Annotated in this window: 21 protein-coding genes; 18 read left to right on the top strand and 3 right to left on the bottom strand. The window is 43.6% G+C overall.

Features of this window, described 5'->3' with window-relative positions; translation table 11 throughout:
* Positions 1–65 precede the first annotated feature (65 nt).
* From DEO27_RS14980 to DEO27_RS14970, 3 genes are all read left to right on the top strand, one after another.
* Positions 66–1,109, top strand: coding sequence for an NAD(P)-dependent alcohol dehydrogenase (locus DEO27_RS14980; RefSeq protein WP_112573815.1), 1,044 nt, complete (start codon positions 66–68; stop codon positions 1,107–1,109).
* A gap of 147 nt (positions 1,110–1,256) precedes the next feature.
* A complete protein-coding gene (locus DEO27_RS14975) occupies positions 1,257–1,817 on the top strand; it encodes a dihydrofolate reductase family protein (RefSeq protein WP_112573814.1) in 561 nt (186 codons plus the stop codon).
* A 103-nt stretch (positions 1,818–1,920) separates the two neighbouring features.
* The gene (locus tag DEO27_RS14970) at positions 1,921–2,457 is read left to right on the top strand and encodes a hypothetical protein (protein WP_112573813.1); all 537 of its coding nucleotides are present in this window, start codon (positions 1,921–1,923) and stop codon (positions 2,455–2,457) included.
* Between the two features lie 123 nt (positions 2,458–2,580).
* Here the strand turns inward: DEO27_RS14970 and DEO27_RS14965 are convergent, their stop codons facing one another.
* Positions 2,581–4,260, bottom strand: coding sequence for a GH39 family glycosyl hydrolase (locus tag DEO27_RS14965; RefSeq protein WP_112573812.1), 1,680 nt, complete (start codon positions 4,258–4,260; stop codon positions 2,581–2,583).
* Positions 4,261–4,494: 234 nt separating this feature from the next.
* Here DEO27_RS14965 and DEO27_RS14960 point away from each other — a divergent pair, with 234 nt between their 5' ends.
* The 5 genes from DEO27_RS14960 (at position 4,495) to DEO27_RS14940 (ending at position 10,089) form a co-directional block, all read left to right on the top strand.
* Positions 4,495–5,331 (top strand): phosphatase PAP2 family protein, encoded by an 837-nt coding sequence (locus DEO27_RS14960; RefSeq protein WP_146750075.1) that lies wholly within the window; start codon positions 4,495–4,497, stop codon positions 5,329–5,331.
* A gap of 130 nt (positions 5,332–5,461) precedes the next feature.
* Entirely contained in the window at positions 5,462–5,863 is a 402-nt protein-coding gene (locus DEO27_RS14955; protein ID WP_112573810.1) for a BlaI/MecI/CopY family transcriptional regulator, read from the top strand.
* A gap of 15 nt (positions 5,864–5,878) precedes the next feature.
* The gene (locus DEO27_RS14950; RefSeq protein ID WP_112573809.1) at positions 5,879–7,477 is read left to right on the top strand and encodes a M56 family metallopeptidase; all 1,599 of its coding nucleotides are present in this window, start codon (positions 5,879–5,881) and stop codon (positions 7,475–7,477) included.
* A gap of 153 nt (positions 7,478–7,630) precedes the next feature.
* Positions 7,631–9,163: a serine hydrolase domain-containing protein gene (locus tag DEO27_RS14945; protein ID WP_112573808.1), complete on the top strand. Its 1,533-nt coding sequence runs from the start codon at positions 7,631–7,633 to the stop codon at positions 9,161–9,163.
* 56 nt (positions 9,164–9,219) lie between these two features.
* Complete coding sequence (locus DEO27_RS14940; RefSeq protein WP_112573807.1) at positions 9,220–10,089, top strand: hypothetical protein; 870 nt, start codon at positions 9,220–9,222, stop codon at positions 10,087–10,089.
* A 165-nt stretch (positions 10,090–10,254) separates the two neighbouring features.
* Here DEO27_RS14940 and DEO27_RS14935 read toward each other — a convergent pair whose 3' ends face one another.
* Complete coding sequence (locus DEO27_RS14935; protein ID WP_112573806.1) at positions 10,255–10,833, bottom strand: Crp/Fnr family transcriptional regulator; 579 nt, start codon at positions 10,831–10,833, stop codon at positions 10,255–10,257.
* Positions 10,834–10,963: 130 nt separating this feature from the next.
* On the opposite strand from DEO27_RS14935, the gene mgrA reads away from it, so the two are divergent.
* From mgrA to DEO27_RS14890, 9 genes are all read left to right on the top strand, one after another.
* Entirely contained in the window at positions 10,964–11,959 is a 996-nt protein-coding gene (gene mgrA, locus DEO27_RS14930) for an L-glyceraldehyde 3-phosphate reductase (protein ID WP_112573805.1), read from the top strand.
* A gap of 27 nt (positions 11,960–11,986) precedes the next feature.
* A complete protein-coding gene (locus DEO27_RS14925; RefSeq protein WP_112573804.1) occupies positions 11,987–13,453 on the top strand; it encodes a glycoside hydrolase family 30 protein in 1,467 nt (488 codons plus the stop codon).
* Between the two features lie 468 nt (positions 13,454–13,921).
* Positions 13,922–14,545, top strand: a complete 624-nt coding sequence (locus tag DEO27_RS14920; protein ID WP_112573803.1) for an RNA polymerase sigma-70 factor — start codon at positions 13,922–13,924, stop codon at positions 14,543–14,545.
* 55 nt (positions 14,546–14,600) lie between these two features.
* Positions 14,601–15,674 carry a FecR family protein gene (locus DEO27_RS14915; protein ID WP_112573802.1) on the top strand — a complete coding sequence of 358 codons (1,074 nt, stop codon included), beginning with the start codon at positions 14,601–14,603 and terminating at the stop codon, positions 15,672–15,674.
* 160 nt (positions 15,675–15,834) lie between these two features.
* Complete coding sequence (locus DEO27_RS14910; RefSeq protein WP_112573801.1) at positions 15,835–16,593, top strand: DUF4974 domain-containing protein; 759 nt, start codon at positions 15,835–15,837, stop codon at positions 16,591–16,593.
* A gap of 51 nt (positions 16,594–16,644) precedes the next feature.
* Positions 16,645–19,179: a SusC/RagA family TonB-linked outer membrane protein gene (locus DEO27_RS14905; RefSeq protein WP_223818260.1), complete on the top strand. Its 2,535-nt coding sequence runs from the start codon at positions 16,645–16,647 to the stop codon at positions 19,177–19,179.
* 30 nt (positions 19,180–19,209) lie between these two features.
* Positions 19,210–20,766: a RagB/SusD family nutrient uptake outer membrane protein gene (locus DEO27_RS14900; protein ID WP_112573799.1), complete on the top strand. Its 1,557-nt coding sequence runs from the start codon at positions 19,210–19,212 to the stop codon at positions 20,764–20,766.
* Positions 20,767–20,984: 218 nt separating this feature from the next.
* Positions 20,985–22,472 (top strand): arabinan endo-1,5-alpha-L-arabinosidase, encoded by a 1,488-nt coding sequence (locus DEO27_RS14895; protein WP_112573798.1) that lies wholly within the window; start codon positions 20,985–20,987, stop codon positions 22,470–22,472.
* Positions 22,473–22,664: 192 nt separating this feature from the next.
* Complete coding sequence (locus tag DEO27_RS14890; protein WP_112573797.1) at positions 22,665–23,099, top strand: CBS domain-containing protein; 435 nt, start codon at positions 22,665–22,667, stop codon at positions 23,097–23,099.
* A 6-nt stretch (positions 23,100–23,105) separates the two neighbouring features.
* Here DEO27_RS14890 and DEO27_RS14885 read toward each other — a convergent pair whose 3' ends face one another.
* Positions 23,106–24,077, bottom strand: coding sequence for a PD40 domain-containing protein (locus DEO27_RS14885; RefSeq protein WP_112573796.1), 972 nt, complete (start codon positions 24,075–24,077; stop codon positions 23,106–23,108).
* A 116-nt stretch (positions 24,078–24,193) separates the two neighbouring features.
* On the opposite strand from DEO27_RS14885, the gene DEO27_RS14880 reads away from it, so the two are divergent.
* Positions 24,194–25,489, top strand: coding sequence for a DUF885 domain-containing protein (locus tag DEO27_RS14880; RefSeq protein WP_112573795.1), 1,296 nt, complete (start codon positions 24,194–24,196; stop codon positions 25,487–25,489).
* The last annotated feature ends 16 nt before the right edge of the window (positions 25,490–25,505 follow it).

The raw sequence follows: 25,505 nt of genomic DNA, 5'->3' as shown, positions 1-25,505 counted from the left end.
ATTTGTTAGGGAGATCCTCTCCACGATTCATAAATCATCATTCACACTACTTAACATTTACTACTATGATTGAAACTAAAGCGTATGCCGCGCAAGACGAAAACACGCCGCTTGCCCCCTGGACTTTTGAAAGGCGCGAGGTTGGCCCAAATGATGTGCAGTTTGATATTTTGTACTGCGGCGTTTGCCACTCAGATTTACATCAGATTAAAAACGACTGGTTCCCTGGCATATTCCCAATGGTACCCGGACACGAAATTGTTGGCCGTGTAGTTAAAGTTGGCGAAAATGTAAAAGGCTTTAAAGTTGGCGATCTGGCTGCTACCGGCTGTATGGTTGATTCATGTCGTGTGTGCGAAAACTGCAAACGCGATTTGGAGCAGTATTGCTTAAACGGCAGCTCACAAACCTATAACGGTCTTGAACAGGATCATAAAACACCTACTTACGGTGGTTATTCAAACACCATTGTTGTTAATCAGGATTTTGTACTGCACCTTAAAGAAGGTGTTGATCTGGCAGCAGTTGCTCCATTGTTATGTGCCGGTATTACCACGTACTCACCTTTAAGGCATTGGAAGGTAGGCAAAGGCCATAAACTGGCAGTGCTTGGCTTAGGTGGTTTAGGCCACATGGCGGTTAAATTTGGTGTGGCTTTTGGTGCCGATGTTACCGTATTAAGTACGTCGCCTAAAAAAGAAGAAGACGCTAAGAAATTAGGCGCTCACCATTTTGTGGTTACTACTGATCCTAAACAGGTTGAAGCTGCTAAAAATACATTTGATTTTATTTTGGATACGGTATCGGCCGAGCATGACTTTAACATGTACCTGTCGCTATTACGTACCGACGGCGTTCATATTTGTGTGGGCGTACCTCCTAAACCGGCGCAGATTGCTGCTTTCAGCTTATTGGGCGGCCGTAAAAGCTTAGCAGGTTCGGGCATCGGCGGTATTAAAGAAACCCAGGAGATGCTTGATTTCTGCGCCGAAAACAACATTGTATCCGATATTGAAATGATTGATATCAAAGATATCCACACCGCATATGATCGCATGGAAAAAGGCGATGTGCGTTACAGGTTTGTAATTGATATGGCTACGTTGTAGGCAATGTATTATTGTTAAGAAGAGGGCTGTGCGGGAGCATGGCCTTTTTTGTGCGGGCATATTTGCACCCTTTAAAAGTCGTTTTAGCCCCTTGTGTAATGTATGGCGCCCTTTAAATTTGAGATATAAAATATAAACAATGATATTATGAGAAACTTAGTAGTATTTATGCACATTTCGCTTGATGGTTTTACCGCCCGCGTTGATGGTGCTATGAACTGGATAAAAGTAAGCAATGAAATGTTTGAATATGCCAATGCCCGTACCCAGGCAGCGGATACAGCTTTATATGGCCGTAAAACTTTTGAAATGATGGACGCCTACTGGCCAACCGCCGGCGATAAGTCCAATGCATCAAAGCATGACATTGAACACTCCACCTGGTATAATAAAACGCTTAAGTATGTAGTATCCGAAACTGCTGAGCAACAAAATACAGATAAGATTAAGTTTATTGGTGGCGATATAAAAGCACAAGTTTTGAACCTCAAAAAGCAGGATGGCGGTGAAATTATTATGTTTGGCAGCCCCGGCCTTGCCCGCTTCCTGATGAAAGAAGGCCTGATTGATGAATTTTGGCTGTTTGTTAACCCGATAGTGCTTGGTGCCGGTATCCCGCTGTTTCCCAATACAGAAATAAAGCTCAGGCTGGAAAAAAGCAACGCTTTTCCAGATGGTGTTATAGGGTTGCATTACCTTAAAGAATAAGCACTTTATAAGGTGAATTTTTTGCCATTGTAAAAAATCTTCACTCGCAGGCAACGGCCGCACTAAAATGGTAGTAATCATTATGTACACAAAATATCACTAAATGAAACTACTATCAAAGTTAACAGCAGCGGTCCTTGTAGCGGGAGCCCTGTTTTTCACAAATACGGTAAAAGCGCAAACCACTCCTGCAAACGCTTTCCGTTTAGGTTTAGGAATTGAAACCGGTTTACCCACAGGCGTAGCCAAACTTGGCAGCACCTTTACCTTAGGTGGTACAGCTCGTTTGCAATATGGTATAAGCGATAGCTTTGCCCTTACCTATACTATGGGCGGTTATCACTTCTTCCCTAAGAAAATTCCGGGAACAGATCAGCGTTACGGAAGCTATGGCGAAATCCCTATCAAGTTTGGTGTTAAAGAGTTTTTTGTACCAAGTGTATATGTTGCCGGCGAAGTTGGTATAGCTTACGAAAAACTGGAACACGGCTGGGGCCCGCACAGGCTTGACCTTTCGCCTGGCATAGGCTGGGCTAATAAAAGCTGGGATGTAAGCTTCCGTTATGAAAATTTTTCTGGTGCTAACCAGGATCATTTTGGTATGCTTGGCCTGCGTTTGGCCTACGGATTTGCCTTATAATTTAGCGTTCAATGTAACTATTAACTAACAGACCCTACTCACCCAGGTTATGTTAGGTTGACTGGCCCTCTCCCGGTTTTACCGGGGGAGGGTTTTTTATTTATAAAATGGGAAGTAATTTAATTACCAGCTGAATTTTAAAAGCGCTACTCCCTGCCTGGGTAATGAAACTGTAGCACCGGACAAGCCCGATTTAGCTATCAGGGTAACAGGTTTTCCAAACTTTTGGAGCTGACCTGCTTTTTCAAGTTCTTTAATTTGAGCCGCGGTAGGGTTTTGTGGAGAACCCATCTTTTTCCAGACTTCGTAGGCATTACTATGGTCATCGTCTATCCGGTATTGGGTTAGTTTCACAAAGGTGGGCGGCAGGTGTTCTATCCTGATCTTTACAGTTTTTCCCGCATCTTTCAGGTCATCATCGTGGTAGTTCCATAGCAGTACCGTCATTTCTTTTTTATCAACTGAGGCCAGCGCACCGATATCTGTATTGCGGCCCCTGATGCTTGAATCAGCTACTGTTTTGAGCGTGTACATCTGATCTCCATTTACCTTCAGGCGTTTGCCTTTCATCATGCCCAACATCCTGAAAACGTTAAGTACCGGTTTGTCAACACCATTGGTAGCCAAGTCACGGAAGCCATAAAACCAGGGCTGGTTTTCAAACTCGAACGACCATGATACCGAACCCATAAAGTTTATGCCCAATGAATCGGCCAGTTGATATTCACGTGCTATTGAAGCAGCGGTGTAACTCGAATACATAGTGCCGTTACGGTAAGCGTTTGACGGATTGGTAGCCATACCGCAAGCCGCGCAGCCCTCAGGGTCCGATTCGCCGACCACTATCGGTGTATTTTTAGTTTCAGGATATGAGGCTACTATTTTAAAACCTTCCCTGATATCACGGATCTGCGGCGCCATATTCATACGTACCTTACCATTAACCAGTGTAGGTTGCCCTTTGGCATGAAACGAGATCACATCTATAGGAGAGCCTATTTTACCTGTAGCATAGTTGGTATCGGCGATACAATGTTTAATGAACGCGTTTAAAAACTTCATCCCGCCGGGGCTTGAGCCGCCGGCAACCTCAGGGCCACCAACATGTGTGGTAGGTAAGGCGCGTTTTACGCCATGCGCGGCATAGTCATACAGCTTAAAAAACTCTTGCATGGTACCTTTCCAATAGCCAATATTGGGCTCGTTCCAAACTTCCCAATACCAGCTTTCCACTTCGGCCTGGCCGTAACGCTGTACGCAATGCTTTACCCATTGATAAACAAGCTCCTCCCACTTGTTGTAATCTTTTGGAGGATAAGCCCAACCGGTATAAACATCATCATAATTATCGCCGGGCTTCCAGTAATGGCGATAGGGTTTTGGATGGGTTGATAAAGCCTCGGGCATAAAACCTATCTGGGCATAAGGCTTCATACCCAGTTTAATGTAAGTATCAAAAATACTGTCAACCAAATGCCAATTATAAACCGGGTTGCCGTTGGCGTCTTCGGTATAAGCATTGGTCGATCCCCATTTAAGTGCAGCCGTGCCATCACCACTGGTAAGCAGGTTGTGAACCCGCATACGCACGGGAACAGGGCTCAAAGCCGCCAGTTCGGAAAGCAGTTTCCGGCCATCCTTCATGTAAGTATAGTTGGGCTCATCATGACCAAACCAGGCCCAAAAGGGATACATATCGCCAATTTTATCATTCAGACTAATGGTAATATGTGCTTGTTCCTGGGCAAAAATACGGCTGCAAGTAAGCAACAAAATGCAAAGGATAAATTTGATGATCTTCATTTAGGTGGTTTGGAGGTTTATTGGAGGTGCAATCAAACATAGTGATTTTTATTTATTGTTAAAAGAACAATTAAAAGCAAAATCTATCTGCCTTAAAATCAATTTAAAAGCGATACAACATAATGGATATAATTTACGTTAACAGCGTGTTAATTTATTGTTCACGCGCTTCAGAAATTCTACAGAATTAAATTGTATAATTGTGCTTATCAGCGCTTAATAAGGGGGATTTCTTTGCAAAAGTTCAGGTTTTATTTTATTTCGATGCTATTGGCGGCCTCGTTCTCGCTGCCTGTATATGCCCAGGTTAAAGATACGTTACAAAAAATTGCAGTAAAGAAGGATTCTTTGCAGAAAGACTCTGCCAGGAATATCCTTACTTTGCCCGATACGGTTAAGCACCTGCAAAGTAAATTTCCATCGTACATACCACCCGCGGCTTTTATTACCTACGGTTTATTATCGTTTAAAGTGAAATTTATCCGTAATATCGATTATGATGTGAGGACTGATATGAATAAAGATCATCCGGGCTTTCATACCAAAGTTGATAATTACCTTCAGTACGCGCCAATCATCTCGGTTTACGGGCTGAACGCGGCAGGGATACACGGTAAAAATACATTCATTGATCGTACCATGCTGCTTGTGCTTTCTGAGGCTATATTTGCCGGTACTACTTTTGGTTTAAAACGCGTTACCCATCGTGAGCGTCCCGATGGCTCGGATAAGTTTTCTTTTCCGTCAGGGCATACCGGTAATGCCTTTGTTTCTGCCGAGTTTATGGCCCAGGAGTATGGCGATCGCTCGCCGATATACGGAGGTGTGGGTTATGCCTTCGCTACTACTACTGCGATATTACGTGTATACAACAACAAGCACTGGTTTAGTGATATCGTAGCCGGTGCAGGTTTTGGTATCCTGTCTACAAAAGCAGCGTATTACCTGTACCCACTTATTCGAAATGGTCTGTTCCGTGGAGGTAATGAAAAAGGCAAAAACAATAACTCATTATTGCTGCCAACCTACCAGGATGGAAGGGTAGGTTTAACCTTCGCCAAAAGCTTTTAACGACTGATCTTATATTTATAACGTACAACCACCTTAGTATTAAGGTGGTTGTTTTGTTTTAGGGTGAAATTTTTTATAAAAAAATAACTTAGCTATTGCAACGTACGTTTTTAATACATACCTTTGGTTTATGAGTTTGTTTAAAAAGGATATTACTGCTGATTTAATGCCCACTAAAACCGAAATGGACGTTTTACAGGTGTTATGGCAGTACGGCCCATCTACGGTGAGATTTGTGCATGATAAGCTTAACGAGCAAAAGGAGGCGGTAATTTATACCAGTACCCTAAAGCTGATGCAGGTAATGAAAGAGAAGGGGATGCTTGATCGCGACGAAACCAATATGAAGCACGTTTATAGTGCCGCGGTTGAAGAAAGTAAAGTAAAAGGTAATATGCTTGGCCGCTTTGTTGATTCGATGTACAATGGTTCGCCGAGCGATTTGATGGTAGCCCTGTTGGGCAACGATAAAACATCGGCCGAAGAACTCAAAAAAATAAAAGAGCTGCTCAAAAACATGGATGATAAATAATTAAACCTTACAGATATGTACATGCTCCTTAACACCAACACGATTTCTCATAGCCTGATACAGGCTTTTAGCTGGATGCTGATCCATTCGCTATGGCAAGGTTTAGTGTTGGCTATTATCAGCGCGCTGGTAATGCTCTTTACCAAAAAAGCAAGCGCGGCAGTAAGGTACAACCTGGTACTTGTACAGTTTTTATTATTTATTGGGGCCTGTGTGTTCACTTTTGCGTGGGAGTGGAGCAGGCAGCCACAACAGGGGATGATGCAATTTGGTAATGCTATTGGCAACAGGGCATCGCAATTGTTAAGCCTTAATGCCGATGGGATCAGGGCTTTTGCCAATACCTGTGTTGGGTACTTTACAGCCAATGCGCCTATGGTTGTGCTGTTATGGCTTGTGTTTTTCCTATTCCGCTCGGTACGGATGATGCGTGGGCTCATGTTTATCCAGGTGGCTAAACACAGGCAGGTATCTGAACCTGCTGCTTATTGGAAAAACAGGGTTGAACTGCTTTGCGAAAAGCTGCAGCTAAAGCAGGCGGTTAAACTGCTGGAATCGGGCTATGTAAAAATGCCTATGGTTATTGGTCACCTGAAACCGGTTATCCTGATTCCGGCTGGTTTATTGGCAGGTTTACCGCCCGAGCAGGTTGAAGCTGTGCTATTGCATGAGCTGGCCCACATCCGCAGGCATGATTATATTGTTAATTTTTTGCAGACCATTGCAGAAACGGTATTCTTCTTCAATCCCGGTTTACTGTGGATCTCGGCCCTGCTTCGTGACGAGCGGGAAAACTGCTGTGATGATATCGCTATAGCTCAAACAAAAAACAAACGTGAGTTTGTACAGGCACTTATCAGCTTTAAAGAACATTCATTGTACGGCTCAAATTACGCGGTTGCGTTTCCCGGTAAAAAGAATCAGCTGTTGCAAAGGGTAAGCCGAATCATGAGTAATAAAAATCAAACAGTAACCCCGGCTGATAAAGCATTTTTAATAAGTGGTGTTGTTATCCTTTCAGCAGTAATAGCTACAGCGGCTATCGCGCAGATCAGGAAAATTAATAATCCAGGAAGCGATAAAGCCTATATATACAAGCAGGAGCGGCATATAATACCAACTGCAGGTATACAATCTGTTGCAGCTGTTAGGCCGGTTGATAAACCAAAACATCCAAGGCACAAAAACATTGCTGTAGCTCAAAAGCCTGTTGCTGCAAATGAAAATGTAGTTATGGCTAATGCCGAGCCGAGTTCACCACAGGAGCAGCTTGAAGCTGATGCAAAGGCTGTAAAGCAACAGGCCGAAAAAGATAGCCAGCAAGTTTCGGCAGCTAAAGCCGATTATAACCGCGAGAAGGAGCAGGCTCGCCGTGACGAGGAACATGCCAAAATAGAGCAGGAACAGGCCCTTCGCGATCAGGAGCAGGCTAAGCGGGATCAGGAACAAGCCGCGCGCGATCAGGTGCAGGCTAAACTTGACCAGCAGCAGGCCGAAAGGGATCAGATACAAGCAAAGCGCGATCAGGAACAAGCAAAGCGTGACCAGGCACACGTAATACAACCCATAGCATCAAAACCAGCTAAACCAAAAAACAGCGTAAGCGTAGAGTAAATCAATTAACAACAGAACAGGCTTTTTAATCGCAGGCAGCGCTGCCTGTAGGCGGAGTTTTGCATTTTTAATTCAGGAAAACCAAGATTTTTAACAACCGGCTTTGAGTTGGATGGCATTGTATTGCCTTTTACTAACAAAATTTAATAGGAAATGAAGGAACATTATTTACCGAAAGGCATAGTGATTGCATGCCTGTTGCTCATACTTTTCAACGGGATAACCAGCGTATTACTGGCACAGGATAAGCAAAAGCGCCTGGATAGTTTGTTTACGGCTTTATATGATCAGCACGAGTTTAATGGTAACGTTTTGGTGGCCGAAAAAGGGAAAGTTGTTTACCGGCGTTCGTTTGGCTATGCCGATGTTGCGTCGAAGTTGTTAAATATCGATCAAACTACTTTTAACCTGGCTTCGGTGTCAAAGACGTTTACGGCGGTAGCTATTTTACAGCTTAAGCAAAACGGCAAGCTTAAACTGGATGATCCGTTCATCAAGTATTTTCCCGAGTTCCCCTGGAAGCAGATCACCTTACGGCACCTGTTATCGCATACTTCCGGCTTGCCCGATTATCAGATTTTTGAGAAGCCTTACAGCGAAAACCCGGAAAAGATCTATGCATTAGATGACCTGATCCCAGCGCTGAAAAATGACAGCCGCGGCTTATTATTCAAAACAGGTGAAAGATACAGCTATTCAAATACAGGTTTCGGTTTGCTTGCGCTGTTAGTTGAAAAGCTGAGCGGCATGAAGTTTCAGGACTATTTGGCTAAATATGTTTTTAAGCCTGCCGGGATGGCTCATAGCTACATTGAAACGCCTCTGTTGCCGGTAGCCGACAAGAACCGGGCTCAGCGTTATGAATTTATCAGCTACTCGCCGGGGCAGTTGAAACGCATCGATTCGGTAAAGGGAGATCATATCGAATCGGTAATATTGGGAGCTATACTTGGACCTACAGCGGTTGTGAGCACCACCGGCGATCTGCTAAAGTTTGATGAAGCTTTATACAATGGCAAATTACTGCAACAGAAAGTGCTTGAAGAAGCCTTTGTCCCTACTTTGCTCAATGACGGAAGTAAAGCAAGCGCCGGCTGGGCAAACACGAAATCATATTATGGTCTTGGCTGGGAAATCCTTAAGGATACAACTTATGGCAAAGTGGTATGGCATTCGGGTGGTTCATCGGGTGTGGTTACCGTATTTCTTCGCAATATAACCCGGAAGCAAACTGTGATCCTGCTTGATAATGTAACCCATCGCGGCCTTCATCCCGAAGGACTTAATGCCTTTTATATTTTAAACAACGGGAATGACATCTACCGGGGTAGGCGTTCGCTGGCTAAAGATTATGCAATAACCCTGCACCAGAAAGGTGCCGATGCCGCAACTGTACTTTTCAATGAGGCTAAAACAGATACCGCTCATTATTTCATGGACGAAAGGGAGTTAAACCGGATGGGTTATGACATGATGAACGACGGCTTCCTCGGCCAGGCCTTGGAGGTTTTTAAACTCAATACACTCCTATATCCGGTAAGTTTTAATACTTATGATAGCTATGCTGAGGCGCTTGCCGGTGCGGGTAAAAAAGAAGATGCCATAAAAATGTACCAAAAATCAATTGCGCTTAATCCGCAAAATGAGGGTGGAAAAAAGGCATTGGAAAAACTAAAAGAGAAATAACAGGAATAAACAGATACAAGGCCCATAGCCTTTGCAAAATTTAAATCAACAGCAAAATGAAAATCAATTATTTAAAAAGCAGCCTGATATTGATAGCTGCTTTAGCTTTCACAACAGCGGTAAACGCTCAGCAACCAGCTAAAAGAACTGCTTATGATCCTTATAACAACTATCATAGTGTTGACGGGAAAGGCCATGAGAAAATTCAAACCAACTGGAAAGGTAAAACTTACCAAATGGAACTGGTTAATAATAAGCTAACCGCTTTAGCTGTAGATGGTGAAACTATTCCATCAAGTAAATGGGGTAATTATAGTGCAGCTATAGCGGCTATCCGTGAGCAAATCAGAAAAGACAGGATCCAGGCAAAGAAAGATCAGGCGCAGGCTAAACGCGATCAGGAACAAGCCGGTCGTGATCAGCAGCAGGCGAAACGCGACCAGGAGCAGGCCGAACGTGATCAGCGACAGGCAAAAGTTGAACAGGAAGAAGCCGCGCGCGACCAGGAGCAAGCAAAACGCGATCAGGAGCAGGCATCTAAAGATCAGGTCCAGGCCAAACGTGACCAGGAGCAGGCTTCCCGTGATCAGGAACAAGCCAGCCGTGACCAGGTGCAAGCTAAACGAGATCAGGAACAGGCCCACCTGGATCAAATTCAGGCCAAAAAAGACCAGGAGCGTGCCGCCGAAGATCAGCGGATGTTAAAACAGATGATCGGCGATATGGTGGCGGATCATATTCTCCCTAACGAAGATGCCCTGCACGAGCTTTCATTTAACGGGGAAGAGATGATCGTTAACGGAGTGAAACAGCCTGAGAGTGTATTTAAGAAATACAGCGCAAAATATCCACGTTTTGCCAAAGGAAATACAACCTACGAAAACGGTAAAAGGCAGTTTAATGGGTTACATATTCACAGGAATTAAGTGATACAAATTGGTGTAGCTAAAAACAACATTTAAGGCGTCATTGCGAGGTACGAAGCAATCCCAAACTATACAGGGCGGACTTGCTTGTCGGGGATTGCTTCGTACCTCAATGACGCTTTCATATATGTCGTTGCGTGTAAAGTGTAGATATGAACTGAGTAGTTACTTCTTCAAACTCCTCGCTCTCAACTTACTCAAAAACTCTGGCGAAATACCCAGGTATGAGGCTATATAATGCTGTGGCACCCTTTGCGGAATATTGGGATAACGGTTAATAAACTCCAGGTATTTTTCCATAGCGGTGGTGGATATGGTTTTAAATAATCGTTTTTGAACCACCGTTAAATGCCTTTGCAGCATGAGCCTGAACATGCGTTCCAGTTTGGGTACTTCCGTTAGCAGGCGCTCTTTTGAATCGCGGGTGAGGAGGAGGAGGTCACAATCTTCCAGCGTTTCAATGTTCATGTGGGCCGGGCTTTGATCCTGAAAACTTGCCAGGTCACTTACCCACCAGTCCTCAACGGCAAATTGCAGGGTAACTTCGGCTCCATTTTCATCTATAACATATTCGCGGATACAGCCTTTGTTTACGTATGCTTCAAAATTGCAGATGTCGCCGGCCTGGAGCAAGCGGGTCTTTTTAGGCACTTTTTTGTATTCCAATATTTCATTAAACAACGCTGTTTCTTCAGTGGTTAAATTAACCGATCGGGCCGCGTAATTATTGATATTTTGAAACATGGCTCAAATATAAGTCGGCCTGTGGGCATCCTTCCAAATATTAGCCGGTAAATAATTTCATTTCTTGTCCCAGTTCAATGGATTTTTGTGATAGATAGGCCAATTTTGGCGTTCATTAATCAAACAAAATATGACCTATCTACCCAATGCAAATCGCTACCAGGATATGGAATACCGCCGTTGCGGTAACAGTGGTTTAAAACTGCCTGCGGTATCGCTTGGCTTATGGCACAACTTCGGCGGTATCGACAGCCTGGAAAATGCCCGTAATATTTTACGCCTGGCCTTTGACAAAGGTATTACCCATTTTGATCTTGCTAATAACTACGGTCCGCCTGCCGGCTCAGCCGAGGAGACCTTTGGTCACATTTTTAAAGATGATTTCAAAAGTTATCGCGATGAACTTATCATCTCAAGTAAAGCAGGCTGGGGGATGTGGCCCGGCCCTTATGGCGACTGGGGTTCAAAAAAATACCTGGTAGCCAGTCTTGATCAAAGTTTGAAACGTATGGGCCTGGATTATGTAGATATTTTCTACCATCACCGTCCGGATCCCGAAACCCCAATCGAAGAAACTATGGGCGCGCTGGATCTGATTGTTCGCCAGGGTAAAGCCTTATATGTTGGTATCTCAAGCTACAGCGCTTCCGAAACAGAAAAAGCGGTAGCCGTGCTAAAAGAACTTGGCACGCCATGCTTGATCCATCAGCCTAAATACTCGATGTTCGACAGGTGGGTTGAAGGCGGACTGCTTGACGTACTGGAAGATAAAGGCGTTGGTTGTATCCCATTCTCGCCGCTGGCGCAGGGTTTGTTGACCAATAAATACCTGAAAGGTATTCCTGAAGGTTCAAGAGCAGCGGCTCATCGCGGTAACGGTGCTATCGATGAAGACGCGATAACTGAGCAAAATATCGCGAAAGCAGCAAAACTGAATGAGATAGCCTTGCAACGTGGCCAAAACCTGGCACAAATGGCGTTGTCATGGATCTTGAAAGACAAGCGTATTACATCGGTATTAATTGGCGCAAGTAAGCCCGAACAGGTGACGGATTCTATCGGTTGTTTGGCAAATACATCGTTTAGTGATGAGGAATTAAAGCAGATTAACCATATCCTGGCGTAAAAATCAACCAACCAATCAACCTAAATTATGAGAATTGAATTTTATACCCGCCCCTTAGGTATGGCACTTTTGCTGCTATCGGCAAACCTGGCCAATGCCCAAAAGGCTCCATTTTCTGTAGATGGTAAAATGGCAAAGGTTTACGTAACCGCCAAAAACACCGATAAAAAGATGACGGAAAGCGGTACACTTCAGTTTGAAGCTTACCCGCAGCCATTGGAAAACGAGATCACCATTTTTGTCGATCCTGCTCAAACCTATCAAACCATGCTGGGCATTGGAGGGGCGCTTACCGATGCTTCGGCCGAGGTATTTTACAAAATGCCGAAGGATAAGCAGCAGGAAGTGCTAACTGATTATTATGATAAAGACAAAGGGATTGCCTATACGCTTGGCCGCACCAACATCCAAAGCTGTGATTTTTCGAGTGATACTTATGCTTACGTAAAAGAGGGTGATGCCGCGCTTAAAACTTTTGATATCAGCCACGATATGAAATATCGTGTGCCTTTTATTAAAGAGGTGCTGGCTGCGGCCGGAGGAAAGCTTACCTTGTTCGCTTCACCGTGGAGCCCACCCGCCTGGATGAAAACCAATAACGATGCTTTGCATGGCGGTAAGCTGAAAGCCGAATACAACCAAAGCTGGGCCAATTTATACGGTAAGTTCATCAATGCCTACGAAAAACAGGGCATCCCTATCTGGGGTATCACTGTACAAAATGAAGAGATGGCGGTGCAGACCTGGGAATCATGCGTATTTACAGCCGAAGAAGAGCGCGACTTTATCAAGAACTTTTTAGGCCCGGCTATGAAAAAGGCCGGTTATGCAGATCAGAAGCTGCTGATCTGGGATCATAACCGCGACCTGATGTACCAGCGCGTAAGCACGGTACTGGAAGATCCGGAAGCTGCAAAATACGTGTGGGGCGTTGCCTATCACTGGTATGAAGATATTGCGGCGAAAGGGGCAGGTATGAACTTTGAAAACGAGCGTATGGTTGCCCAAACTTTTCCTGATAAGCCATTAATGCTTACCGAAGGCTGTGCGGCAGATTTTAATCCCGAAAAATATACCGACTGGAGTTTCGGCGAGAAATATGGTGCATCCATGATTAACGATTTTAACATCGGTACCGTAGCCTGGACAGACTGGAACGTGCTGCTTGATGAAAAAGGAGGCCCCAACCACGTAGGCAATTTCTGCATGGCGCCTATTCACTACGATACCAAAAATGATAAACTGATCTATACCAATGCATACTATTATTTAGGTCAGTTCTCCAAATTTATCCATCCGGGTGCAAAACGTGTAGCCAGTTCATCAAGCCGCAACAATCTGCTTACTACGGCTTACGTAAATACCGATGGTAAACTGGCCGTTGTGGTCATGAACAAAACCGATGCTGATATTGATTATCGCCTTTGGATTAAAGGCAAAGCTGCTAAAACCAAAAGCCTTGCGCATTCAATTGCCACTGTGGTGATTGAATAAACATTTTAATAAATTATAAAAAGCACCAGTGCCTGTAGTTTAAGGCCTGGTGTTTTTTTATGTACTGTACTGTACTTCATTTTATAGTTAGTCGTGCTGGTTTCAATCTGGTATGGAAAACTTTCTTCAGAATTTACCCTCGATTTAATTTCGGAATAGCACGAGGTTTTACAAATCCAAAAAGGGAATTTGGGCTGTCTTATTATTGTATAAGTGACAATTAAAATAGATATCTTAAGATAAGATTAGGTTGTTTTGTTTGCGTAGAAGATGATTGTGGTGTATTGCATGTTTAAAATTCAGTAAAACAATTTAGCATAGAGTTCTTGTTTGCTGTTGAAAAATATTTTAATTGTTTTTTGAACAATTAAAATAAAATATTATACCTTAGATTTTAATTGGAGCGATAGTCTCGCCTTAATTAATACCAATTATTGATTTGAACCAAACAGAAGCCTGCTTAGGTTTTTGATTAAAGTAATTACAACCGATAAAGGAATGTTGGATACCGAGATTAAGTACTTACTTAATGATATTGCTTTAAACAGCAGCAGGGCTTCCTTTAAAAGGCTGTATTTGCTTTATTATGGTAAACTGTTTAATCTGGCAAAATCGTTGGTAAAGCAGGATGAATTGGCCGAAGAGATCACCAACGATGTTTTCATGAACCTTTGGGCGCGTCGGGCTTCTCTTCCCGAGATCAATAATTTTACTTATTACTGCTACACCTCGGTTAAAAACAAATCGCTTACCAGTCTTGCAAAAAATCAGCTCAAAAGCGTAAACATTGATGATGTGAATGTGGATGTTGCTGACTCAAGTGCTACCGGCGAGGATAAACTGGTTTGTGAAGATCTTACAAAACTCATCAATACTACTTTAAGCAAACTGTCCGATCAATGCCGCCTGGTTTTTAAGCTGATAAAAGAGGATGGTTTAAAATATCGTGAAGTAGCCGACTTGCTTGATATCTCCATAAAAACTGTTGAATACCACATGGGTAACGCGTTGAAAAACCTTGCCCAAGGCCTTAAGGAAGTTCAAAAATCAACTCCTGCTGCCGCCTCCGAAAAAATTTCAAAAAATATTTAATGTCCCACTGGGGTATCCCGATTATTTACAGTCTTTATATATAGAACCGTAAATAATGATCAACAACATCTGGATACTTATTGGCAAAAAGTTAAATGGTGAAGCTTCGCCCGAAGAGTTACTTGAACTTGAGCAACTGTTGCAGCAACAGGGGGCGGCCGATTTGTACGCTGTAGGTGAGTTGGAGGAGATCTGGAAAAACGATCAGCAAACTACCGACGACGAGAAACTGCTGGACAAATGGGATGCTTTTGAAGCTGAGCTTGATGCCATCGAAGAAAAGGAAGCTCAAGAGGCTGCTGAAGTTATCGCCATTCAAAAAAAAGCCAGGATCATTAAACTGGGATCGTTACTGGCAGCTGCATGTTTAATGCTGGGCGTTTTTTGGTTTACCCATAAAGAAACTATTGTGCCGGGGAAGTCAAACGAAATAACTGCTCCAAAAAACGGTATTAGTAAAATTCAGTTGCCCGATGGCAGTCGCGTTTGGCTTAATATGGGCAGTAAGCTTACTTACAATAACGATTTTGGTACCGATCAAAGAAGAGTAAGCCTTGTTGGCGAGGCTTTTTTTGACGTAGTTAAAGATGCACAACGTCCATTTATAGTAACCACGCCAACCATCAGCGTTAGGGTGTTGGGTACCAAATTTAATGTGCGTTCGTATGATCATGATAAAACATCTGAGGCGGCGCTGGTCCGTGGTAAAATTGAACTTACCGTTTTAAAAAATCCCGAAAAAAAGATCATACTTAATCCTTCGGAAAAACTTACGATAATCAATAACCAGGAGCCGCTGGCTAAAAGTAATATCCCTACAGGTAGCATAGCCGAAGAAACTCCGCTTATAGCTCTTAGCCGTATTCACCAGGCTAAAAAAGATACTCTGCCCTCCGAAGCTTTATGGCTTGAAAATAAACTGGCCTTTGATGCCGAGGATTTTGAGAGCATAGCCCAGAAAATGGAGCGGCGCTATAATGTGAATATTGTTTTTGAAAATGAGGAGGTGAAAAAGCTGCGTTTTACCGGCAAGTTTGAAAAAGAATCGATTAACAAAGCCTTATTAAGCCTGCAAAAAACTGCGGCCTTCCGTTATAAAACAGACGCTAACCAAATTGTAATCTATTAATCATTAAAACTTTATGAGATAAGCCTATGCATAGAAAAGTATAAAACTTCAGACCATAAAAAATGGGAAGATGTTCCCGCATCCCCCCATTATAATGTGGTACAACTTAACTACCAGTCCTTCTATAAACCAAATAGTTAAATAACCTTAATGCTAAATTATGAAAAAAAATGCACACCGCATTAACCAAGTGCGGCTGAACCAATTTTTGAAAGTACTTCTTATGTTTAAATTTATCTGTATCCTGGTACTCGTCTCCTCGTTGCAGGCGTTTTCAAAAGGATATGGTCAGACCCGCATCAATGTTAATTTCCAAAACGTATCGCTGAAAAAAGCGCTAAAGGAAATTGAGAAAAAGTCTGACTATCGCTTTTTGTATAACGACGATATGTTGTTGAAAAACGACATGCCCGCCAGTTTAAATACAAAAGATGCATCACTTGAAGAGGTGATGAAAATTGTACTTGGCAATACCAACCTGAATTATACGCTGAGTGATAATAACCTGGTTATACTTACCGAAAAGGGTAAAGCGATGGCTCCCGGAAGTATTAATGGTAAAGTAACCGACGATGCCGGATTGCCAATGCCCGGCGTTACCGTAAAAGTAAAAGGAACAAACGTGAGCGCCCAAACCGATTTGCAGGGACGCTACAGCATAAACATACCTGATGCCAATACAGATGGTGTGATTCTCGTATTCTCTTTTATTGGTTACGCTTCGCAGGAAGTACCGGTAAGTGGAAACTCGCTCATTAATGTACAGTTGAAAGCGGCATCCAACTCACTAAACGAAGTAATTGTGGTTGGTTACGGTACGCAGAAGAAAGAAAACCTTACCGGCTCTGTTGCAGTAGTCAACATGAAAGACGCCGGAAAAAGGGTAACACCTGATGTTGCCAGGGCTTTACAAGGTTAGGTAGCTGGTGTACAGGTAAATGGTTCTGGTGTACCGGGCGAGGGTGTTTCTATCCGTATCCGTGGCGTAAGCTCACTCATCAATAACAACCCGCTTTATATTATTGACGGTGTGCCAACTATGGAACCGTTTGATTTCCCGACAACTGATATTGAAAGCTTACAGGTAATTAAAGACGCGTCTGCCGGTGCTATCTATGGTTTCCGTGGTGCTAATGGTGTGGTGATAATCACTACTAAAAAAGGCAAAAACGGCGCTATGAAGATCAACTATAACGGTTATGTTGGTTATCAGAAAAATCCTAAAACGTTATCTGTTACGGATAGGGTAGGTTATCAGCAGATAGCAAATGCCGCCGAAACCAATGCAGGTTTATCTCTGGCCCCGGGTAACGATCCATCTTCAAGCAAATTTATCAGCAATGTAAATACCGACTGGCAAAAGTCGGCCTTTAAAACCGGGTATACTCAAAGCCATGATTTGGGCTTATCGGGCGGTAACGAAAATATGAGCTATAATGTTGCTTTCGATTATTTTAACCAAACCGGTACTACAGTATCCGGCCCATCATATACCCGTTACAACCTGAGTGGTAACATCCAGGGTAAAAAAGGTATCGTATCCTTTGGTACCAAGTTTGCCTATACCGAAGGTGATTACAATAACCTGGCCTACCCGCACCTGCACGGTACCGGCAACCAGATAGTCGATTTGGTTACTGCTATTCCAACCATGCCTATTTATGATCCTAACCGCGTGGGTGGTTACGGCGGTGTTGATCAAAACACGCAAAGGGCTATCTCACTTAATATCATCGGTGTAAATAACCTGTTGAACAGCACAGGGCAGCGTAACCGCATGCTGGCATCGGCTTGGATGGAGATTGAGTTTATCAAGAACCTGAAATATCGTTTAAACGCGAGCTACGATCGTAACGATTTCAAGAATACTTATTTCGATCCAATCTATGATCTCGGCTGGTTCTACCCAAATACTACTGCTTATTACAGCGATGCACGCGGCAATTATTACACGGCGCTTATAGAAAATACGTTGAGCTACAAGTTTGATATCAACAAACACCACGTAGAGTTATTAGCAGGTACGGCTTATCAAAAAGATAAAAATGATAACCTTACAGGTATCGCTTATAATCTGCCTCAGCCGTATCTGTTTTCATTTGATAACGTAAGCAATACAACCGATAAAACCGTATTTGGCAACAGTAACGAGCGTAAGTTTTACTCGCCGATATTTGGCCGTGTAAACTATAACTATGATGATCGTTACCTGCTTACAGCAAACTATCGTCGTGACGGTACATCGCAATTACCCGAATATAACCGCTTTGGTAATTTTGCAGGTGTATCCGCAGGTTGGAATATCAATAAAGAAAAATTCCTTCATTTGCCCGAAACCATCAGCCAGTTAAAACTGAAGGCCGGTTACGGTACATTGGGTAACGTAAATGCCCTTGCGTTTTATCCATATCAGGCAGTAGTAAATGCTAATGCCAGCTATGTATTTGGCAATACCCTGGCTTCGGGTGCAACCCAAACCCAGGTATTTGATCAAACCAACAAGTGGGAACAGAAACGCACAACCAACGTTGGTATCGACCTGAGCTTGTTTCATGATCAGCTGAGCTTTTCATCAGAATATTATGTGAACAAGATCAAGGGGATCCTTTTATCAGTACCTATTCCAATTTCGGTAGGTGCCATCAATACGCCGCTGGTTAATGCTGCATCGTTTACCAACAAGGGTATCGAGTTTACAGTAACTTACCGCAGCAGGGATACGGGACCATTTAACTACACCATCAGCGCAAATGCTTCAACCGTTAAAAATAAGGTAACATCGTTAGGAAATGGCGGTAACCCAATTTATGGTGCTTATAGCAAAACTGCCGTAGGTGGCGAGGTTGGTGAACTGTACGCTTTTAAAACCGAAGGCATTTTTAAAGATGCTGCCGATGTAGCAGCCCATGCTACCCAAACAGGCGCTGCCCCCGGTGATGTTAAATTTGTAGACACCAATAAAGACGGTATAATCAATGATGCCGACCGTGTTTACTTAGGCTCGGCTATTCCTAAATTGTATTATGGTTTTAACTTCAGCGCTAATTATAAAAATTTCGATGCCTCGGTATTTATACAAGGTAACTATGGTAGTAAAATAGCCAACGGTGTATACCAGTCGTTAATGACCGGCCAGTATACCAATGCCAGCACCGATGAGCTCAACTATTGGACACCTACTAATACCAACACCAATGTTCCGCGCCCAATAATCGGCGATCCTAATGCCAATAACCGCAATTCCGACAGGTTTATCCAGAGTGGCTCATATGCACGTCTGCAAACTGCGCAATTGGGTTATACATTGCCGGCAAGCTTGCTGAACCGCACGCACGTGATCAGGAGCTTTAGGGTGTACCTGTCAGGTCAAAACCTTTACACTATAACCAAGTACAAAGGCTTCGACCCGGATTTTATTAACGATGGCACCATTAACCGCGGTTTTGATTACGGCTCGTTCCCTAACCCGCGCACTTTACTGGTAGGCTTACAATTAGGATTATAAAAACTGATTAACGATTTAACATTATTTATAATGAAAACGATATATACAAAGGCAGTATTTACGCTATTGTTGGTGGCTGCATTTGCCATGGGATGTAAAAAGAGCGATCTGACTACGGTAAACCCCAACGCGCAAACAACCCAAACTTTCTGGCAAAATTCCAGCGATGCGGTGAAAGGTATAAACGCCGTATATGGCAGCTTGATTATTGATGGTTCATACATGCGTTTTTCGCCCATAGTGGAAAATACAAGGGGTGATGACGCTACCAGCTATAGCCCCTGGGATCAGATCTACAACATGGGCAAATTCAATATGCAAAGCACCGGTGATGGTGTGTTATTCTCATGGACAGCTTATTACCAGGGCATTCTTCGTGCTAACGAAGTGCTGAAATATGTGCCTGCCATCAACATGGATGCTGAGTTAAAAAAACGCGTGTTAGGTCAGGCGTATTTTCTTCGCGGATTGTATTATTTCCACCTGGCCGATTTTTATAAAAACGTACCAATGCCATTAGTTCCAGCTGCTTCAAGTACCGATTATTTCCAGAAACAACAGCCACAGGATGTAGTTTGGGCGCAGGTGATCAGCGATTTTAAATCGGCCGAAAGCATGCTGCCAACAACCTATAACGGCTTATCGCCCGATGGCCAGGTTGGCCGTGCTACAAAAGGTGCGGCAGCGGCTTATCTGGGTAAAACCTACCTATTTACCAAAAAATATGCTGAGGCCGCGGCCGAGTTTAAATCGGTTATTGATATGGGGCTTTACAGCCTGGTGCCTAACTATTACGATAACTTTTTTGCAAACAACGAGAACAACGCCGAATCGATTTTCGAGGTGCAGTTTTCAAGAGATGCCGGAGGTACAGATCTGGGCTGGGGCGGTGATCCGTCGTCAGGTTGGGGACGTACATCTGCCCGTGCCATCACCTTCGGAGCTGCAAGTTTTGGTTTTACCGACGTGCAGCCAACCCCAGTGTTGTATAACGAGTATCTGCAGGAAAAAACTACCACTGGTGCAGTTGACCCGCGTTTGGATGTAACCATGTATTACAACAAGCCCGGCGAAAAATTATACAATCAGGATTTTGCGACCCGTTACGCAGGCAGTTCGTCATTAAATGCCCTGTTTTGTCATAAATATGAAAATGGCGACAGCGGTCAGGCCGATGAGTATGACTGGAGATCGGGTATTAATGAAAGACTGATGCGTTATGCAGATGTGCTGCTGATGTATGCAGAGTGTTTGAACGAATTAGGTACCACAAACGATGCTTATCAATACATTCAAATGGTGCGTAACCGTGTTGGTTTGCCTAATCTGGCTACCGTTAAGCCGGGCATGAGCCAGGCCGAAATGCGCGAACAGATAGGTCATGAGCGTTTCCTGGAGTTTTCGCTGGAAGGCCATAGGTTTGATGATATCCGCCGCTGGGGCTGGTTGCAGGATGCCACCAAACTGGCCTGGTTAAAAGCCAGGGATCCGGAATTTAATACTTATACTCCGGGTAAAGAGTATTTGCCGATACCGCTTACAGAGGTGCAAACTAACGTGGGTTTGGTGCAGAATACTGGGTATTAATAAAGACAGCGGCGGGGGCGCTTTAAGTTCCCCTCTTGAGAGGGGGCGCGTAGGAATGAGCGAAAGCAGGGGTGTGTTATAAGAGCGATGCTTGAAGCAGAAACACACCCCTACACCCCTCTCAAGAGGGGAATCGCACAATCCCGCGCTTTTCGCGAAGGTTAATATATAAACAAATAAAAAATTCTCTTCTGTAGGAGGAGATATAGAGACGGCTTATGAAAGCGAAAAATCTATACTTAATAGCAACGCTGGCAACAGTAATATTTTCCTGCTCAAAAAAGGAAACACCAACGCCAACACCCACTAAAACGGATACCACAACTACACCGGTAACAAGCAGTTTTGATATCAACAGCATTAGCGATACTTATGCTGATATCTCAGCTTTTACCTATTATCCTAAATGGACGGTGTACAATGTGCATGACCCTTCCATTAAAAAGTTTGGCGATTATTATTATTGTTATAGTACGGACGTAGCTTTTGGTACCGATGTAAGATCAGGGCTGCAAATTCGCCGGTCAAAAGATTTGGTGCAGTGGGAATATGTAGGCTGGGTATTTTCATCGTTACCGGCGCAGGGTTCTGCTTATATAACCGGCAAGGGTGGTACACCTTATAACGCGCTATGGGCACCTTATGTGATGAAGGTGGGATCGGAGTACAGGTTGTATTACTCGCTTTCATCGGCGGTGGCGCGTTTAAGTGTTATTGGTATGGCAACGGCATCAGCTCCTGACGGACCTTGGACTGAGAAGGGTATCGTAGTAACATCTGCCAATGATGCCAGTATCCAAACCAATGCTATCGATCCAACGGTGATTGTTACAACCAGCGGCGAGCAGTATATGTACTACGGCTCGGCCTGGGATGGCATTTATATCCTGAAACTTGACCCTTCAACAGGTCTTGCAGTTTCGCCGGGTGATAAGGGTAAACGCATTGCCAACCGGGGCTTTACCGGCGGTAAATACAATGGCAATATTGAAGGTGCCGAGGTGATCTACAACCCTGATCTGAAAAAGTATTTCCTGTTTATCAGTTATGATTGGCTGCAAACTAAGTATAACGTCAGGGTAGGACGGGCTGATAGTCCGACCGGGCCATTTTACGATTATAACGGCCACGACGTTAATACCGACGAAGATCATGGTCCGATGATTTTGGCACCATACCAGTTCACCAATCAAAGCGGATGGCAGGGTACAGGGCATTGCGCGGTATTTGATAATGGCAGCGGACAATATTTTATGGCACACCAGGGCAGGCCGGGTATCAACTCTTACTTCATGGACCTGCATGTTCGTAAAATATCATGGACACCGGATGGCTGGCCAATAGTATCGCCGGAGCGATATGCCAATGTAGCCCAAACTGTTATAGCAGCTACCGATGTAGCCGGAACCTATGAAAAAATAACGCTGAATTATCATGTTGTTCCGGGATACGGTACCGAGCAAACCAATCCGGATTTCCAGGTTTCAACAACCTTTAAGCTGGATGCCGCGGGCACAATTGATGGTAACGCTGCCGATAAATGGACATTTACAAGCCCATGGCTTGAACTTAAATACAGCAGCGGCGACACCTACAAACTTAAAGTTGAGCGTGAGCGCGACTGGGAAAATAAAATAACATCAACCCTGATATTTACCGGGTTAGACAATCATGGCACTGCCATTTGGGGAAAGAGAAAACAATAGGTTTGTTTTATATAGGTTGGTAGCCCTTCGGTTTAATTACCGGGGGGCTTTTTTCTTGGATGATAATTTTCTACCTGTGTTTTTAATCAGGAGATGTTGTTTTATGTGCTTAAATTGAAAATATTTTCCACAATTGATTGTTTTTCTGTTACTTATTCGTATCTTGAAATTACCAAATTAACCTGAGTACTTATGAAAAGTGTAAAGCATATCCTGGCTCGCAAGGGGAGCAATGTTACTGCCGTACCCGCCGAAACTACTGTATTTAATGTGTTGAAATTGATGGCTGATAAAAATATCGGTTCGGTAGTGGTAACTGAAAATGGCAAATATGTGGGCCTGATGACCGAGAGGGACTATTCCCGTAAAATTATCCTGATGGGCAAACACTCCGACGAAACCACAGCCGGCGAAATCATAAGTACCAATTTCCCAAGAATCACTCCCGAATCATCTGTTGATGAATGTATGCTGATCATGAGCGAAAATAACATCAGGTACTTACCGGTGTTTGATGTAGCCGATAATTTGTGTGGTATTGTTTCTATGAGCGATGTGGTATATGAAACCATTCATTCACAAAGGGAAACCATTGAGCAATTGCACAGCTATATTCAATCAACGTAAACTATTTTACCAGGCCTCGTTAAACTTCACCCAATAAATATCATCCCAGCCGTTACCGGGACTGTTGAGCAGCGCTTGTAATTGTCGGTAGGTTTTAGCTTGGCCATTATTTAGCTGATTGTTAACGCGGTTGCTGGTGAAGATCAGGTGTTTTTTGTCGGCACTTATAAATGGGCAATAATCAAGCGCTGTGCTGTTGATAGGGGCAGGCAAATGTTTAGCAGGAAGCCAATTACCTGATTTATCTTTATGGCTGATGTAAAGATCACCATGCCCCAGGTCATCGGCCCGGCCATAGCAGCTAAATATGATAAACTGTTCGTCCGGGTCAATAAAGGCGTTGAACTCATCGTATTTGGTATTCACATCTTCGGGCAGGCTTTCGGGTTTGGTGTAGCCTGTTGCTGTTGGCTTGCAAATTACAATGTCCTCGCTGCCCTTGCCATAATCAGCTTCTACCGTGAAATACAGGTTTCCATTTTTAGCCACGCTTGGGTAGTATTCGCTTTTAGCGGAATTTACTTGCGGACCGAGATTTTCCGGTTGGCTCCAATCCCCGCTTTTACCGCGTTTAACCCGCCAAATGTCAAAGTCTTTTTTTGCTACAGAATCATTCTCATTCAGAGGCCTGTCTGATGAGAAATAAATGGTTTGCCCATCCGGTGAAAAGCTTGCCTCCAAATCACGGTAACGGCCGGAGAACGGCGCGACTTCGGGCTTACCCCATTTGCCGTTTTTCTTTTGGATATGTAAAATAGTACTCGTGATAAAACGGGGTTGTTGCAGGGTGAAAAATATCTCATCCCCTTTTGATGAGATGGTGAAATCGCGGTTACTCAGTCCATCGGTAAGGATTCCTTGAGCAAACAGACGTGGCGTATCGGCCGGAAGAGTTGCATCGGGATAGCTTAGCTGTGCAAATCCACTACAGGCAATCAGCATAAAAATACAAAGCGAAATTAACTTGCGATATAGCATGATTATCAAATTTATACGGTAAAAATTATACGATTATCCCCCCAACAGGGGGATATTGGGCTTTGCTGAATTAAAATACGGTTTATTAATTATGTTTGTCCACCCAATCCGTTTTTATGAAGGTTTTTATTGTAGCTGTTGGTGCATTTGTGCTATCGGTATTCCCGGTCAAAAAACAACAAACATTTGATGACTTTAGCAAAGATTTTGTAGCGGGCTACAATAGTTTGCATCTGCCACAATTGGAATTGAGTTACGTAAGTGGTTTAGAGCATATCGGTACCGCCGCTGATGTTCAAAAGCAATTAGATTTTTTTACAAAAGTCAAGACCGGTCTGTCGGCTTTTAAGGCAGATCAATTAAATGAATCGGAAAAGGTAGATTATCAGCTGATCAGTTATGAAACCGGTCTTAATCTGGAACGCATTACCCTTGAACAGGATTGGTTGAAAAACAAGCCGGCGGCTGTTCCAACCAACGGTATTATCAATATCCCTAACGGCAAAGCCTGGTATGCTTACCTGCTTAAACGTTGGACAAGCGCCAATGCTACTCCCGATGAAATTTACCAGTTTGGGTTAACCGAAGTTAGCCGCGTTCAAAAACATATCGAGACTATCCGGCTGCAAACCGGTTTAAGCGAAGATGATTTTTATAAACACCTCAACGATCCATCCTTTTTTATCAGCGATCCGAAAGTAGTACAGCAATCGTTTGAAAAAACTAAAACGATCATCTATGCCAACCTGCCGAAGCTGTTTAATAACACCAGTATCGCTCCGCTAAAAATTGAAAAGGGCGAAAGCCGGCAATTAGCTCAAACGCCTGGCTACTACGATAGCAATGTATTTTACTATAACCTTTTTGACAAGCCTTACAATAAACGCCAGATCGACTGGCTTTTTATCCATGAGGGTGTTCCCGGACATCATTATCAAGCCAGTACCGAGGCACAAACCAAAACATCGGCCGTGCAGCAGCTGTTTTATTACATGGGTTTTGCCGAAGGCTGGGGCGCTTATACCGAAGAATTGGGCAAGCAATTAGGCGTATATAAAACGCCTTATGATGAGTTGGGCAAATGGGAGTGGGACATTGTGCGTTCGGTTAGGGTCCCGCTTGATGTAGCCCTGAATTATTACGGCTGGACAGACGAGCAGGCTTTAGCTTTCTGGAAAAAGAACATCCGCGGACAGGATGATATAGCCATGCGCGAAATTGCCCGGATCCGTCGTTGGCCGGCACAGGTTGTTACCTATAAATACGGCGCATTGCAAATACTGCACTGGAAACAGGAGTTACAGCAAAAGCAAGGCACCAAATTTAATATCCGCGATTTCCATTCACGCGTGCTTGACCATGGTTCGCTGCCACTGTTTATGGTGAAGGAAAACGTGTTTAAAAAAGGTTAAATCTTTTCCTTAGGCA

This window comes from Mucilaginibacter rubeus, assembly GCF_003286415.2.
Taxonomy (GTDB): domain Bacteria; phylum Bacteroidota; class Bacteroidia; order Sphingobacteriales; family Sphingobacteriaceae; genus Mucilaginibacter; species Mucilaginibacter rubeus_A.
Note: the sequence above shows the minus strand (reverse complement) of the source record. Positions and strands in the feature narration are given on the sequence as shown.